This is a genomic window from Silvania confinis (assembly GCF_025564085.1).
GTDB classification, from domain to species: domain Bacteria; phylum Pseudomonadota; class Gammaproteobacteria; order Enterobacterales; family Enterobacteriaceae; genus Enterobacter; species Enterobacter confinis.
On record NZ_JAMGZJ010000072.1, the window covers coordinates 33,527 to 49,278 of the forward strand.

Below are 15,752 nucleotides of genomic sequence, written 5' to 3' on the forward strand. Positions count from 1 at the left end.
TTTTAAGTGTGAAATCAGACTTCAATGCGGTTTTATTTGATGGGGAATTAAGGGAATACAATATGTTAATTGAGTTTTCCGTACAAAATTACAAGTCCATTTCAGAAAGGCAAACTCTGAGTTTAGTTGCGTCTAAGCAAAACGATCTAGTTAATAATATTTTTAATATTGAAGAACCTAAATCTTTAGAGTTGCTAAAAAGTGCGGTAATTTATGGACCGAATGCTGCAGGCAAATCAAATATCATTAAAGCTATTACAACGATTTCAGAACTTATTGTAAGATCTGCTACAGGTTATAAAAGTGGTGATAAGCTTAACATCGCTCCTTTCAGATTAAACTCCGAAAAGATTAATCAACCTTCGGAATTTGAAATCAACTTTATTTCTGAGGGCGTTCGTTATCAATATGGTTTCTCTGCAACAGCAGATTTTATTCATGATGAATGGTTATATGCCTTTCCTAAAGGTAGATCTCAAAAATGGTTTTTACGCCTTTGGAATGATGAGAAACAGACACATGAATGGGATTTGGGTACATCCTTAACAGGAGAAAAACAAACTTGGATGAAATCAACAAGACCTAATGCTCTTTTTCTATCTACTGCAGTTCAACTAAACAGCACACAATTAAAACCTGTTTATGATTGGTTTTATCATAAAGTTAAATTCACAGAACTTACTGGGTGGGACCATGAATATAGTGCACAGCAATGCTTGAATGAGAAAAAAAATGATATTCTTAATTTCTTGAAGGCGGCAGATGTTGGAATTGATGACATTCATGTTACTAAAGAAAAATTCAATCCTAATGATGTACCTGCTGATATGCCTCCCGCAATTAGAGATCTTGTGATCAAAAACATGCAAGGCAAGGATGAGTATGTTGTTAAAACGCTACATAAAAATGAAAGTGGCGATTCAGTTCCATTTGATTTAGAGGATGAATCACAAGGTACACGAAAAATCTTTAGCTTCGCAGGCCCATTATCACATTCCTTGGAAACAGGTAATATCTTATTTATTGATGAGCTAAATGACAATTTACACCCGAAATTAGTTGAATTTATTGTTGGGCTTTTCCATGATCCAGAAATCAACAAGAACGGGGCACAATTAATCTTTACAACTCATGAGACATCCATTTTAAATCAAGATGTTTTCCGACGTGACCAAGTTTGGTTTGTCGAAAAAGATAATGCAAAGTGTACAAATTTATATCCTTTAGCTGATTTTAGCCCACGAAAAGGCAGGGAGAATTTAGAGACATCTTATCTTGATGGTCGATATGGCGCTTTACCTATGATTGGTAGATGGGAGAAAGCCTGATGGGTAGCGAAGATTTATTCAAAAAAAGAAAAGCTAGACGCAACGACGAGTTCAAGCGGGTTAGTAAAGCCAGGACTCAAATGAAAAAAATTTTAATCGTATGTGAGGGAGAAAAAACTGAGCCTGCATACTTTGCGGATTTTGTAAAACACTGCCGCATTAGTACTGCGAGCATTGTAGAAATCTCAGGAGAATGTGGTTCTAGCCCTACAAGCGTTGTTTCTTTCGCAAAGGAAAAATACGCAGCCGAGAAGAGAAGAAGTGACCCTTACGATAAAGTCTATTGTGTTTTTGATAGGGATGCACACTCGGGATATGAAAGTGCTATCTCGCAAATTAAATCATTGCATCCTAAAGATGTTTTTGTAGCTATCACATCTGTACCATGTTTCGAGTATTGGTTAGTTCTTCACTTTGGATACAACAGAAAAGCTTTTTCACCGCAAAAAGGTAGAAGTGAAGGAGCCCAAATGCTATCTGAGCTAAAAAAATACGTACCTGATTATGAGAAAAAGGCGAGTGGTATCTTCGCTAAGTTATTCAATCGCTTAGAAACAGCAATAAGTAATTCCGAAAGGGCGCAAACCGAAGCAACAAGGGATTGTTCTGTAAACCCTACAACGAAAGTGGGAACTTTAGTAACAGACCTTATTAATATTCGTAATGAATATCAAAAACCAAAAACATGACCTCATAGTTTGCTATCTTTTTCAAACATATTAGCTTTGATGATGAGACAGAGTCAGAACGTCAAAGTGCTCGTAAAGTATCCGCGATTAGTTTTCATGATAAAAAATGCTTATTTATCAAAGTGATATTAAAACCTAGACGCGGGTTCAACTCCCGCCAGCTCCACCAAAATTCTTTGTTGATGGTCACCAGAGCCTGATATGAAGTCCTGAAAGCCCGCACGGCGCAAGCCTGCGGGTTTTTTTGTGCCCTAAATCTCTCCAACATACTCCGCCTCTCACCTTCCCCCTTGACGCTGGATAAAAACACAGTATAACTACACTCCTACCCATCACACTTAGGATCACAAACCCATGTTCGTCGAGCTGGTATATGACAAGCGCAACTTTGAAGGACTGCCTGGCGCGCGCGAGCGCATCCTGAACGAACTGAGCAAGCGGGTGCAGCGCATCTTCCCGGATGCCGAGGTGCGCGTTAAACCAATGATGACCCTCCCGGCCATCAACACCGATGCCAGCAAGCATGAGAAAGAACAAATCAGCCGTGCCGTTCAGGAAATGTTTGAAGAAGCCGAGATGTGGCTGGCTGACGAGTAATCGCTTTGCATGACTCCCCTCTCCCGGATAACCACATCCGGGAATGCCCCCGATTAACCCCTTAATTAACCTGACAATTAAGGTGATCCTCATCTCTCTGCACCGCTCTCTCCCTGTAGTAAATTGACACAGATCAAAGATGTATTTCATTTACACCTTTCATGCTAGACGGCAAATCCCCTAACCTGTAGATCTAATTGATATTCATTCTTATTATCATTCAAACTATCAATTATAGGGTTACCGATGCTGCACACCATTACCCGAGGGTCGTTTGTACTCTCCGCCCTGCCGTTATTTATTGCAGGTGCCGTTTCAGCCGCTCCGGCTTCCACAGCACAGAATAAAACCAGCAAAGAAGACATGCTTGTCGTGACGGCGAACCGTTCCGAAAGCAGCCTCTGGGAGAGTCCGGCGACCATTCAGGTGATCGATCAGCAGACGTTAAAAAACTCCACCAGCACCTCGATTGCCGACGATCTGCAGGATATTCCCGGCGTGGAGGTCACCGACAACGCGCTGGCCGGACGCAAGCAGATACGCATTCGTGGCGAAGCCTCCTCGCGCGTGCTGATCCTGATCGACGGCCAGGAAGTCACCTACCAGCGCGCCGGGCAGAACTACGGCGGCGGATTGCTGATCGATGAATCCTCGCTCGAGCGCATCGAAGTGGTGAAAGGCCCCTACTCGGTGCTGTACGGTTCGCAGGCCATCGGTGGGGTGGTGAACTTTATCACCAAAAAAAGCGGCGTTAAGCCGATCGCCGGAACGGTCAAAGCGGTCTACAACTCCGCCACCGCAGGCTGGGAAGAGTCGGCCGCCGCGTGGGGCAGCGTCGGTCAGTTTGATTATCGGATTAACGGCAGCTACTCGGATCAAGGGGATCGCGACACGCCGGACGGTCGTCTGCCGAACACTCATTTTCGCAACAACGGTCAGGGCCTCTGGCTGGGCTACAACTTCGGTAATCAGCACATAGGACTGTCGCTGGATCGCTACGAGCTGGCGACACAAACCTACTTTGACGACCCCGACAGCCAGTACGATGCCTTTAGCGTCAGGATCCCGAACCTGACCCGCGAGAAGGTCGGCCTGTTCTACGATATCGACGTGGACGGGGATTACCTGAAAAAAATCCATCTCGATGCCTACGAGCAAACCATTGATCGTCAATTCGAAAACCAGGTCGCGACCACGCAGCCGATCCCGTTCCCTATCCGCTCGCTCACGGTGCGTAACCAGACAAACACCCACGACAAGCAGTACACCCAGGGCGTGACGTTACAGAGCAACTTCACCCTGCCCGCCAACAACGCGCTGGTGCTGGGCACGCAGTACAAGCGGGACAAGGTCTCTCAGACCTCCGACGGCTTCACCAGCCAAAAATCGCTGACCGGGATCGTCAACACCGAGACCCGAACCAACGCTTATAACGAGTCCGAACAGAGCAACACCTCGCTGTTCGCGCAGAATGACTGGGGTTTTGCTGACAACTGGACCTGGACGGTCGGCGCACGCCAGTACTGGCTGTCGTCGAAGCTGACGCGCGGCGATGCGCAGTCGACATCGCGCGGGATCACTACCGACACCTCGCTGCCAGAGCAGTCCGCCCATGATAACGAGCTGGTCACCTCCACCAGCCTGCGCTACGCCGGTTTTGACAACGTTGAGCTGCGCGCCGCCTTTGCCCAGGGCTACGTCTTCCCGACCCTCAGCCAGCTGTTTATGCAAACCGCGGCGGGCGGCGGCACCACCTACGGAAACCCGGATCTGCAGGCCGAGCACTCCAACAACTACGAGCTGGGCGCACGTTATAACGGCAACCTGTGGATGGTGGACGGTGCGGTCTACTATTCAGAAGCGAAGGACTATATCGCCAGCCTCGCCTGCACCGGCCAGGCGCAGTGCAACGGCAACACCACCTCCTCACGTGGCGGTTACTACTATTACAACAACATCGACCGGGCCAAAACCTGGGGCATGGAACTCAGCGCGGAATATAACGGCTGGGCGGTCTCACCGTACCTCAGCGGCAACCTGATCCGCCGCCAGTACGAAGGCCCAACGCTGAAAACCACCAACACCGGCGAACCCTCTGCCACCGGTCGCGTCGGGGTCAAACACACCCTGATGCTAAACGTCGCTAACGTCACTTCCGACGTCTATATCCGCGCCGCCTCCAGCGCGAAAGACGACACCGGAAGCAAAGAGATCCGCACCCCCGGCTGGGCGACGCTGAACCTGGCGGTCAATACCGAATTCGGTGCCAATGACCAGTATCAGGTCAATCTGGCCCTCAACAACCTGACCGACAAACGCTACCGCACGGCGCATGAATCCATTCCTGCCGCCGGTCTCAACGCCGCGGTCGGCTTTGCCTGGAACTTCTGATGATGAAAAAACTCGCCATCGGATTACTGGCCCTGGCCTGCGCGTTCAGCGCGCAGGCGGCGGAGCGCATCGTGGTTGCGGGCGGCTCGATTACCGAACTGATTTATGCGATGGGCGCAGGCGAACGCGTGGTGGGAGTGGATGAAACCACCTCCTGGCCGCCGGAAACCCACGCCCTGCCGCATCTCGGCTACTGGAAGCAGCTCAGCAGCGAAGGCATTTTATCCCTGCGCCCGGACAGCTTTATCACCTGGCAGGACGCCGGACCTGCGCTGGTGTTGGATCAGCTTCGTGCCCAGAAGGTGGACGTGCTCACCCTGCCGCGCGTCCCGGCAACCGTGGATCAGATGTACGCCAACATCCATACCCTCGCCAAAAGCCTGAACGCCGAGGCGCAAGGCAACGCCCTGGTGAACACCCTTCGCCAGCGTCTGGATGAGGTGGCGCAACGTAACGCCCGTAAACCGACGCCGGTAAAAGCGCTGTTTATCCTAAGCCCAGGCGGCAATGCGCCGCAGGTGGCGGGGCAAGGCAGCGTGGCTGATGCCATCATGACCCTCGCGGGCGCACAGAATGTTGCCCACCACCCGCAGTACCGCAGCTATAGCGCGGAAGCGCTGATTGCCGCCAACCCGGAGGTGATTATCGTCACCTCGCAAATGGTCAATGGCGATCTCAATCGCCTGAGCACCATCGCCGGGATCACCCACACCGACGCGTGGAAAAACAAGCGCATCGTCACCCTCGATCAGGCGCTGATCCTCGGCATGGGGCCGCGCGTCGCTGATGCCGTTGAAACCTTGCACCGCCAGCTGTGGCCAGACTAAAGGATGCTGACATTCTCGTGATACCGACTCCCCCACACGACCTGGATTTAACCCGTCACTTTGCGCTGGAGGGCGGCCAGCCCTTCAAGGATCGCCGGGCCACCATGCCCTGGCGCGGGGCGATCCCGATTGCCAAAGACCAGCTGGCAGACACCTGGCAGGACGTGCTCAGCCACGCCACGCCGCCGCGCAAGCGGCTGCTGTATTTGCATATTCCGTTCTGCGCGACCCACTGCACCTTCTGCGGTTTTTACCAGAATCGCTATGAAGAGGATCACTGCGCACGCTACACCAACGCCCTGCTGCGCGAGATTGCGATGGAAGCCGATAGCGTGCTGCACCAGTCCGCGCCCATCCACGCGGTGTACTTCGGCGGCGGTACGCCGTCGGCGCTCTCCGCACGCGATCTGGCGCGCATTATTACCGCCCTGCGCGAGCGTCTGCCGCTGGCACCGGACTGCGAAATCACCATCGAAGGCCGGGTGCTGAATTTTGACGATGCGCGTATCGACGCCTGCCTCGATGCCGGGGCCAACCGCTTCTCGATCGGCATTCAGTCGTTTAACAGCAAAATCCGTAAAAAGATGGCCCGCACCTCCGATGGCCCCACCGCGATCGCCTTTATGGAAAGGCTGGTGCGCCGTGACCGCGCCGCCGTCGTCTGCGATCTGCTGTTTGGCCTGCCGGGTCAGGACGCCACCCTCTGGGGCGCGGATCTGGCAATCGCGCGCGATATCGGGATGGACGGGGTCGATCTGTACGCCCTTAACCTGCTGCCGAATACGCCGCTCGGCAAAGCCGTCGAAAACGGCCGCACCGCCGTGCCGCAGCCCGCAGAGCGTCGGGATCTGTATCTGCAGGGCTGCGATTTTATGGACAAGGCAGGCTGGCGCTGCATCAGCAACAGCCACTGGGCGCGCACCACCCGCGAGCGCAACCTCTACAATTTACTGATTAAACAGGGCGCCGACTGTCTGGCGCTGGGTTCCGGCGCGGGCGGTTCCGTTAACGGCTATTCGTGGATGGTGGATCGCAACCTGAACAGCTGGCATGAGGCGATCGCCGCCGGGCAAAAACCGCTGATGATGATGATGCGTACCGCCGACCAGGGCTTTCGGTGGCGTCACGTTCTGCAGGCCGGGGTCGAAACCGCCCGCGTCCCGCTGGATACGCTCACGCCGCACGCGGCAAAACTCGCCCCGCTGCTGGCCCAGTGGCATCAGGCGGGATTAACCCAGGATGACTCCACCTGCCTGCGTCTGACCAACGAAGGCCGCTTCTGGGCCAGCAACATTTTACAGTCTCTTGATGATCTGATTCAGGAGCTTAACGCGCCGCGCATTGCGGTAGAAACCCCGTAACTGGAGTGAATGATGAGCCACGTTTCTTTGCAGGATTTTTTAAAAACCGAGCCGGATGGCACCCTCGAAGCGATCGCCGGGCAGTACAACACCACGCTGCTGGAGGTGGTTAAGCATGTGCCAACCCACACGCTGGTGGCGGGCGACAAATTTGATATCGTCTGGGACACCGTCTGCGAATGGGGCAACGTCACCACGCTGGTCCACACCGCCGACGTGATTCTGGAATTTTCTGGCGAACTGCCATCCGGTTTTCACCGCCACGGCTACTTCAACCTGCGCGGTAAAAAAGGCATGACCGGGCACATCAAAGCGGCAAACTGCACCCATATCGCGCTGGTGGAGCGCAAGTTTATGGCGATGGACACTGCCTCGATCCTGTTCTTTAACGCCGCCGGCAGCGCAATGTTTAAAATCTTCCTCGGGCGTGACGATCACCGTCAGCTCCTGGCCGATCAGGTTGATGCCTTCCGCACCCTGGCCGCCGCCCTGAAAGGGGACGCCTGATGAACCCGTGGCTGATTTTTGGCGCGGGCGGCAAGGGCGTCGGTGCCCTCACCCTTGAACTGGCGCTGGCCGAAAACCGTCCGCTGTTCGCCGTGGTGCGTAACCCGGACGCCGCCGCGCGCCTGGCGGCTCGGGGCGTGACGGTCTTCACCGGTGATGCCTGCGACGCGCAGTGCGTGGCGCAGGCCTGCCACGCCGCAGGCCCCGCAGCCACGGTGATATCAACCATGGGCGGCGCGCACGATTATCTGGCCCACCGCACCCTTATTGATGAAGCAGAGAAAGCCGCTATCGGCCGCATGATCCTTGTTACCTCGCTGGGCTGCGGCGACAGCTGGCCGTTCCTCTCGGCGCGGGCGAAAGCGGCGTTTGGCCAGGCGGTCCGAGAGAAATCGCTGGCAGAAAGCTGGCTGCAAACCAGCAGCCTGGACTACGCCATTGTGCGCCCCGGCGGGTTACTCAGCAGCGAGGCCACCGGCAACGCCCGGCTCCTCCAGCAGCAGGAAGTGCATGGTTTTGTGCAGCGCGCCGACGTGGCCGCGCATGTTCAGGCGTTAGCCCGCGCTACGGCGCTCAACCGGCAGGTCTACAGCCTGGTTGAGCCTGAAATCAAACCGGCCTGATCCCCGCGCGGCGCTTGCTGACAGCGCCGCAACCCTCGGTATGGAGACACGCGTGTTCAAGGATTCCCTCTCTTCCTTCAGCGTTTTTATCGGCCTGCTGCTGATGCTGGCCACCCTCGTGCTGGTGGGCGCCAGTCAGGGTGCGCTTAACATCACGCTCGCTTCCCTGCAGGACGCGCAGTATCGCGATATCTGGCTCAACATCCGTCTGCCACGGGTGCTGCTGGCAGTGCTGGTCGGCGGCGCGCTGGCGACCGCAGGGGTGATCATGCAGGGGCTGTTTCGTAACCCGATGGCCGACCCCGGCCTGCTCGGGGTCAGCAGCGGTTCAGCCCTGATGGTGGGGGTGGCGATTATCTTTCCCGTCTCGCTGCCAGCGGTGTTTTTGCTGTACGAACAGATGATCTTTGCCGTCGCCGGGAGCCTGGTGGTGTGCGCGGTGATCTTCCTGATCAGCCTGCGCCACAGCCACGGCGGCATGATGCAGCTCCTGCTGGCGGGCATCGCCATCAATGCCCTGTGCGGCGCGGCGATAGGCGTATTGAGCTACGTCGGGGATGAACAACAGCTGCGCCAGCTGACGCTGTGGATGATGGGCAGCCTGGGGCAAGCCCAGTGGCCAACGCTGCTGGTTGCCGCCTCGTTTGCGGTTCCCGGCATGGCGCTCACCGGCTGGCTGGCTACCACCCTCAACCTGCTGCAGCTGGGCGACGAAGAGGCGCACTATCTTGGCGTTAACGTAAAACGCAAACGCCAGCAGTTACTGCTCCTCAGCTCGCTGCTGGTGGGGGCGGCGGTGTCCGTCAGCGGCGTCATCGGCTTTATTGGCCTGGTGATCCCCCACCTAATCCGCATGACCCTCGGGGCCGATCACCGCTGGCTGCTACCCTGCTCGACGCTTGCCGGGGCCTGCCTGCTGCTGGTGGCCGATACCCTGGCGCGCACGCTGGTTCAACCCGCCGAAATGCCGGTCGGGCTGTTAACCAGCCTGCTTGGCGGCCCCTACTTTTTATGGCTGATCCTGCGTACCCGGAGAGCACTATGATTGACGCCCACAACCTGACCTTCAGCATCAACGGACGTCGCCTGACCCACAACGTGTCGCTGACCCTGCCCGGCGGCGAAATTGTGGCGATCCTCGGGCCGAACGGGGCGGGTAAATCAACGCTGCTGCGCCAGCTGACCGGCTATCTCCAGCCGGATAGCGGGCACTGCACCCTGTTCGGGCGGCCGCTATCAGCATGGCCCACCGCTGAGCTTGCCAAAACGCGCGCGGTGATGCGCCAGAACTGCCACATGGCTTTTCCGTTCAGCGTACAGGAAGTGGTGCGGATGGGTCGCCATCCCCATCGCAGCCGCAACCCGCGCGATGAGACCGAACACATTATGGCGCTGTGCGGCTGTAGCGAGCTGGCTTCACGCGACTATCGCCACCTTTCCGGCGGCGAGCAGCAGCGCGTGCAGCTGGCGCGGCTGCTGGTCCAGCTGTGGGAGCCCGAGCCGTCGCCCAAATGGTTATTTCTCGATGAACCCACTTCGGCGCTGGATATTCACCACCAGCAGCACCTCTTCCGCCTGCTGCGCCAGCTGGTACAGACGCGCCAGTTTAACGTCTGCTGCGTGCTGCACGATCTCAACCTGGCAGCGCGCTACGCTGACCGTATCATCCTGCTGGAACAGGGCCAGGTGGTGGATAATGGCACGCCGCAGGCGGTGCTGACGGAACCGGCGCTGAGGCACCTTTATCAGGCGGATATCAGCGTCGCGCGCGCGCCGGATAATGCGCCTTATATCATGCTGGAGCGATGAATCCTGTCATCATCTTTACGGAATAAAAGGGATGCATTAAATTTGCGTGTTAGTGATACGAAAAGGGGCGCAAATAAGGTATAAAAGCCGCATGAAAATCCCAAACAGACTCCAACCCCTGGTCGATGACGGCCTGATAGACGCCGTGCTTCAACGCCTGAAAAGCGGCAAAGAAGCCGACGTTTACACCGTGTTGTGCGGTGACAATATTCAGTGTGCCAAAGTGTACAAGGAAGCGTCACAGCGCAGCTTCAAGCAGGCCGTGCAGTATCAGGAAGGGCGCAAAGTCCGCAATACGCGTAATGCGCGCGCGATGCAAAAAGGCTCGAAGTTCGGCCGTAAACAGCAGGAAGAGGTCTGGCACACGGCCGAGGTCGATGCGTTATACCGCCTGGCGAACGCTGGCGTGCGCGTCCCTCAGCCCCATATGTGTCTGGACGGCGTGCTGCTGATGGAGCTGGTCACCGATGCCGAAGGCGCGGTTGCCCCTCGTCTGAGCGACGTCACCCTGAGCGAAGAGAACGCGCTGGCGGACTTCGATGCGATGATCCGCAATATCGTGCGCATGCTGTGCGCCGGTATTGTGCACGGCGATCTGTCCGAGTTTAACGTGCTGCTGGATGCCAAGGGGCCGGTGATTATCGACCTGCCGCAGGCGGTGGATGCTGCCGCCAACAACCATGCGGAATCCATGTTTGAACGCGATGTGAATAACATCACCGCCTATTACGGCCAGTTCGCCCCGCAGCTGCTGCAAACGCGCTATGCGAAAGAGATCTGGATGCTGTACGAAGACGGGAAGTTAACGCCAGACACCCCACTCACCGGGTTGTTTGTCGAAGAAATTCACGATGTGGATATGGATTCATTGATGGATGAAATCATTACCGCAGAAGATGAGTATTACGAACGCCAGCGAGCGGCGAAAGAACGCGACGACGAATAATTTCTGTCGGGTGGCGCTGCGCTTACCCAGCCTACAAAAATGTTGGGTGTTTGTAGGCCCGTGCAAGCGAAGCGCCGCCGGGCTATTCCCGCAGAGCGCGCGTTGCCAGCAACTTAATCACCGCCTTTTTTAGCCTCCCCGGCTGGGCAGAATAGCAACCAGGTTTATGCGGCTCGCCAGGCATAAAAATGGCAAACATGCCGGGTGTCATCGTCAGGGCCTGTTGATTTTCGATGCGCTCACACAGCTGATAATCCTCCTGCTCGTGCCATTCATCGCACTCCCGCGCGCTGCCGGTCAGGCCGTAATAAATCAACTCTTCACCTTCCAGCACAATCTGGATATCGATGTAGCGGCGGTGCAACTCCGCACGTTTGTCTTCTGCGCGCTGGGTGTCGAACTGCATCACGTTGACGAACAGCGTCTCTCCCTCAAGGGGGTAGCTTCCCGGCTCTTTATCCGCGATCCCTTCACGCAACGCCTGCTCGATCGCCTGACAAAATACCGCTGACAGCCCTGCAGCCGGCAGCGGGTTGAGATGACCCACAATCATTGCATTGCTCCTTGTGCCCATAAAGCCGCGCCCAGCAAACCCGCATCGCTGCGGTGGCTGGCAGAAAAAAGTTCAACCTGGTAAACCGCCGGTTCCTGCGCCAGATACTGCTGCACCTGCGCAAGATAACCTTCAGCGAGCCCAATGCTGCCGCCCACTACCACCCGCTGACAGTCGGTCAGGGCTTTCAGATCGGCAATTAAGCGCGCCAGCGTCCGGGCTGAGCGGTCCACCAACGCCAGCGCCTGGGATTGCCCCTGCGCGGCGTGGGCAAAAATGGCCCTCGCATCCAGCCCCGCTAACTCGCCCTCTGCGGCGGCAGCAATCCCCCGCCCGGAGGCGATGGCCTCCACGCAGCCGATCCGCCCGCAGCCGCAGCGCGGCCCGTTGGGATCCGCGAGGGTGTGGCCGCAGTGTCCGCTCAGGCCACCCGAACCGATGACCAGTTTGCCATTCTGAATGACGCCCCCACCCACCCCGGTCGACACGGTGATAAAGACCATATCGCGGATTGTGGCGTGCACCTGTTGATACTCCGCCAGCGCCGCGGCCTGGGCATCATTCAACGCCACGCAGGGTAGCCCGGTCAGGGCAGACAAGTATTCCACAAGGGGAAAATGGCAAAGCCCTCCGAGGTTGGACGGATTAATCGCGGTTAATACCCCATCCTGAATAATCCCGGTCGAGGCGATGGCAACGTGCTGCGCCTCGGAATACAGGGGCGTCACCAGCACCCGCAGCGCATGCTGGAGCGCATCCGCTGTTTGGCTGGCGGGCGTCGGGATTTCTCTGCGGGCAAGGATTTGCAACCTGCTGTCTATCAGCGCCGCAGCAAGCTTGGTGCCGCCGATATCAATGGCCAGGGTAATCATGCGTTAACGCCCTGGATCGCATCCCGATACCATTGACAGATGTGCTCCAGCCGGGTGATCGCCGAGCCCACCGTCACCGTCCATGCGCCATGCTGGATGGCCTGCGCCGCCAGCTCCGGCGAGTTGTAACGCCCTTCGGCGACCACCCGACAACCGGCGTTACTCAGCGAAGAGACCAGCGCCAGGTCCGGCTCAGTCGGTATGACCGCAGAGGTATAACCCGACAGCGTGGTGCCGATCAGCTGCGCACCTTGTTGGTGGCACGCCAGGCCCTCTTGCAGGGTAGAGCAATCGGCCATCGCAATCAGCTGATGTTGCCGGATACGCGCCAGCAAAGCATCCACCGCAACCGGGCGCGGGCGCTGGGTGCCATCAAACGCAATAATGCTGGCACCGGCCTGCGCCAGCGCATCGACATCGTCCAGCCAGGGCGTAATACGCACCGGGGTGTCGGGTAAGTCGCGTTTTACAATGCCGATAATCGGTACTGTCACCACGGCCCGTACCGCCCGCACGTTTTCAACGCCTTCTATGCGCAGCGCCACCGCCCCCGCCTGCTCTGCCGCCAGCGCCATTGCGGCAATAATGTCGGGTTTATCCAGCGGGCTTTGTGGCACTGGCTGACAGGAGACAATCAGCCCGCCCTGGGCTTTGACTTTTGCATCCAACGCATCAAGAAATGACATATTCCCTCCTATATTTTCGTTTTGACCAGCTGGCGTGCGCTTTTGGCCGCCGCCATGGCGCCGCTAAAAGGTTTACCGTCGATGGCATCGTGAGTACGCAGCGCTTCCGGGTGCAGCCAGCGCTGAACGCGGGACGGCATATCAAAACCAATCAGCAGGATGACCACAAACGTCAGGCTAAACGACAGGGAACACAGGGCGGTGCCCAGATCGAGGCGCTGGGCAATAAATGCCCCCAGTATCGGAGCTAACGCGCCCCCTAATGCGCCGACGTTGTAGGTAAATCCGAGCCCGGCCGCACGCTGCTCGGTATCAAAATAGCCCCCGATCAGTTTAGGCAGGACCCCGGAGATCCCCTGACCGAGCATCTGCTGGAAGAACAGCAGCAGGCCCAGCACCCAGACGCTGCTTGCGCCAATCGCGAATACCGGAATGATCAACAGTTGAGAGGCCAACAGGCTATACACGTAGGCTTTACGCGTGCCGATCCAGTCGCCGAGGAAACCGCCGACGCAGCAGCCCGCTGCGGCACCAAATCCACTGAAGAACAGCACCTGCGCGACGGTGGCCGGATCGTAAGCCAAATCCGTTTTCAGATACGTGGGCAACAGGGCCTGGATAGGCCAGGAGTATAAGAAAGCAAACAGTACGACGACCATCAGCGTCACGCCGGTCGGCCAGCGTTTACCGTTACTCTGCACCGCAAAGCTGACAAAAATCCCGGCGCACAGCAGGCCAAGCACCGCCACAATCGCCGCATTGTTTAACTGTCCTGCGAAGCAGAACCACAGCGCAATACCGGCCACCAGGGTCATGATGATATTGATGACCCGATGTTCGCCGCGATACAGAATATCCACCATCGTTTTAACCGGCGCGTTGCCCTGATGCTTTTCTTTCCAGTCTTCGGCTTCAGGAATGTTTTTGCGCAGCCAGAGCGCAAAAATAATCGGCAGAATGCCAATGAAGAACAGGGCCCGCCAGCCCCACTCCGGGACCACCAGGCTATACACCTGCGCGGCCACTACCGCGCCAACGGAGAACCCCGAAATCAAAAAGCCGCTGGCTTTATTGCGTAGGTGTTTCGGCCAGCTTTCAATGACATAGGTCGCACTGGAACCATACTCACCCGCCATCCCCATGCCGATCACCAGCCGGGCAATAAACATGGTGGTATAACCCTGGGCCAGGCCACAGGCCAGCGTGCCCACGGAAAACAGCACAATACTGCTGACCATCGCCAGACGACGACCGTAGCGATCGCCCATCGCGCCCAGGATCAGACCGCCGAACCAGCGGGAAATAAAGGCCGCAGAAATCAGACTGGCGGCGTGGAGGGTTGTCAGACCAAATTCGGTCTTGATATCGGTTAATACGAGGGCAATCAGGACAAAATCGAAACCATCCAGAACATAACCGACCCAGGCGGCAGAAAATGCCCGCCACTGCTGACGGTTAAGGCAACGATACCACGGGACATTTTGCGTCATTGTATTCATATCAGTCTCCGCAATGGGTAAACCCATACGCTGTTTTTGTAGGATACAGGTACAGTGATGCCGGTCAGGCCCGGCATCTTTTTTTGTTTTAGTGTTGGTCTTTTTCTTGCTGGAGCTGCTGCGCTAAAGTGCGCAGTTCTGGCAGATACTTCTCATCCACCGGTGCAAAAGGTTTACGGCACAGCGGCACATCAATGACATCCATGTAATGCAGCACGGTTTTCAGGCCACGGAACACGCCGACCTTGATCAGCTGATCAATCACCGTGTTGCATTGCGCCTGGATTGCCTGCGCGCGGGCGTTATCCCCTTCCTTCAGCGCTTTGACGATCGCCTGGTAACGCCAGCCCATGATGTTATAGGTACTGCCGATCCCGCCGTCCGCGCCCGCCAGCAGGCCAGAGGCAAAGATCTCGTCGTAACCGTTGTACAGCACCAGATCCGGGTGCGCCCGGCGGATCTGCTCCATCTGATACAGATCCCCGGAGGTCTGTTTCAGCGCGCCGACGCCCGGTAAGGTCACCAGCGTGTTGATCTGATCCAGAGACAGCTTGACCCCGCTCAGCGCCGGGATGTTGTACACCACCATGGGCAACCCATCCGCAGAATCAATAATTCCACGATAGTGATCGCAATGCTCTTCAAAACTGAAGGGATAGTAAAACGGCGTCACGGCAGAGACAGCGTGGTAGCCCGCGCGGCTGGCGGCTTTCGCCAACTGCTGGCTTTCATGGGTGCTGACCGTCCCCACATGGGCAATCAGCGTGATTTTCCCTTTTGCTTCTTCAGCAACAATTTCAAGCACTTCCTGGCGTTGAGCGATGTTCTGCACGAAGGCTTCGCCGGTTGATCCCCCCACGTACAGGCCATCGATACCCTGCGCAATATTGAACTGCACCAGCTGGCGCAGGCTTTTGGTATCCAGCTGCTGCTGGCTGTTGAACGGTGTAAGCAGTGCGGGCATAACCCCTTTAAGCGTAACTGACATATGGACCTCGATAATGTTGTGATGATGTTATGACTGTAGACCTTTATACCTGTTATACCAGACAGGGAAAAATCAG

At 56.4% G+C, this 15,752-nt stretch carries 16 protein-coding genes; 11 read left to right on the forward strand and 5 right to left on the reverse strand.

The features are described from left to right. Positions 1–62 precede the first annotated feature (62 nt). The 11 genes from M8013_RS08070 to M8013_RS08120 all read left to right on the forward strand — a co-directional run bounded on the left by M8013_RS08070 (position 63) and on the right by M8013_RS08120 (position 11,078). Entirely contained in the window at positions 63–1,328 is a 1,266-nt protein-coding gene (locus M8013_RS08070) for an AAA family ATPase (RefSeq protein WP_271267276.1), read from the forward strand. Then, positions 1,328–2,017, forward strand: coding sequence for an RloB family protein (locus M8013_RS08075; RefSeq protein WP_271267277.1), 690 nt, complete (start codon positions 1,328–1,330; stop codon positions 2,015–2,017). The genes M8013_RS08070 and M8013_RS08075 overlap by 1 nt, the downstream gene beginning before the upstream one ends. A 354-nt stretch (positions 2,018–2,371) precedes the next feature. Further along, on the forward strand, positions 2,372–2,614 hold the full coding sequence (locus M8013_RS08080; protein ID WP_271267278.1) for a DinI family protein: 243 nt from the start codon (positions 2,372–2,374) through the stop codon (positions 2,612–2,614). Between the two features lie 246 nt (positions 2,615–2,860). Then, entirely contained in the window at positions 2,861–5,005 is a 2,145-nt protein-coding gene (locus M8013_RS08085; protein WP_271267279.1) for a TonB-dependent receptor plug domain-containing protein, read from the forward strand. Positions 5,006–5,007: 2 nt separating this feature from the next. Further along, complete coding sequence (locus M8013_RS08090) at positions 5,008–5,832, forward strand: heme/hemin ABC transporter substrate-binding protein (RefSeq protein ID WP_271267422.1); 825 nt, start codon at positions 5,008–5,010, stop codon at positions 5,830–5,832. 20 nt (positions 5,833–5,852) lie between these two features. Beyond that, complete coding sequence (gene hutW / locus M8013_RS08095; RefSeq protein WP_271267423.1) at positions 5,853–7,193, forward strand: heme anaerobic degradation radical SAM methyltransferase ChuW/HutW; 1,341 nt, start codon at positions 5,853–5,855, stop codon at positions 7,191–7,193. Between the two features lie 12 nt (positions 7,194–7,205). Beyond that, positions 7,206–7,700, forward strand: coding sequence for a heme utilization cystosolic carrier protein HutX (gene hutX, locus M8013_RS08100; protein WP_271267280.1), 495 nt, complete (start codon positions 7,206–7,208; stop codon positions 7,698–7,700). Continuing rightward, positions 7,700–8,323 carry an SDR family oxidoreductase gene (locus M8013_RS08105; protein ID WP_271267281.1) on the forward strand — a complete coding sequence of 208 codons (624 nt, stop codon included), beginning with the start codon at positions 7,700–7,702 and terminating at the stop codon, positions 8,321–8,323. Before hutX ends, M8013_RS08105 begins: the two co-directional genes overlap by 1 nt. 52 nt (positions 8,324–8,375) lie before the next feature. Next, positions 8,376–9,368 (forward strand): FecCD family ABC transporter permease, encoded by a 993-nt coding sequence (locus tag M8013_RS08110; protein WP_271267282.1) that lies wholly within the window; start codon positions 8,376–8,378, stop codon positions 9,366–9,368. After that, the gene (locus M8013_RS08115) at positions 9,365–10,132 is read left to right on the forward strand and encodes a heme ABC transporter ATP-binding protein (RefSeq protein ID WP_271267283.1); all 768 of its coding nucleotides are present in this window, start codon (positions 9,365–9,367) and stop codon (positions 10,130–10,132) included. The genes M8013_RS08110 and M8013_RS08115 overlap by 4 nt, the downstream gene beginning before the upstream one ends. Before the next feature lie 91 nt (positions 10,133–10,223). Further along, complete coding sequence (locus M8013_RS08120) at positions 10,224–11,078, forward strand: PA4780 family RIO1-like protein kinase (RefSeq protein WP_271267284.1); 855 nt, start codon at positions 10,224–10,226, stop codon at positions 11,076–11,078. Between the two features lie 82 nt (positions 11,079–11,160). On the opposite strand, the gene nanQ is transcribed toward M8013_RS08120, so the two are convergent. From nanQ to nanA, 5 genes are all read right to left on the reverse strand, one after another. Further along, entirely contained in the window at positions 11,161–11,631 is a 471-nt protein-coding gene (gene nanQ, locus M8013_RS08125) for an N-acetylneuraminate anomerase (RefSeq protein ID WP_271267285.1), read from the reverse strand. Next, complete coding sequence (nanK, locus tag M8013_RS08130; RefSeq protein ID WP_271267286.1) at positions 11,628–12,503, reverse strand: N-acetylmannosamine kinase; 876 nt, start codon at positions 12,501–12,503, stop codon at positions 11,628–11,630. Before nanK ends, nanQ begins: the two co-directional genes overlap by 4 nt. Beyond that, the gene (locus M8013_RS08135; protein WP_271267287.1) at positions 12,500–13,189 is read right to left on the reverse strand and encodes an N-acetylmannosamine-6-phosphate 2-epimerase; all 690 of its coding nucleotides are present in this window, start codon (positions 13,187–13,189) and stop codon (positions 12,500–12,502) included. The genes nanK and M8013_RS08135 overlap by 4 nt, the downstream gene beginning before the upstream one ends. Before the next feature lie 8 nt (positions 13,190–13,197). Continuing rightward, positions 13,198–14,688, reverse strand: coding sequence for an MFS transporter (locus tag M8013_RS08140; protein WP_271267288.1), 1,491 nt, complete (start codon positions 14,686–14,688; stop codon positions 13,198–13,200). 88 nt (positions 14,689–14,776) lie between these two features. After that, complete coding sequence (gene nanA / locus M8013_RS08145) at positions 14,777–15,676, reverse strand: N-acetylneuraminate lyase (RefSeq protein WP_271267289.1); 900 nt, start codon at positions 15,674–15,676, stop codon at positions 14,777–14,779. Positions 15,677–15,752: the final 76 nt, after the last annotated feature.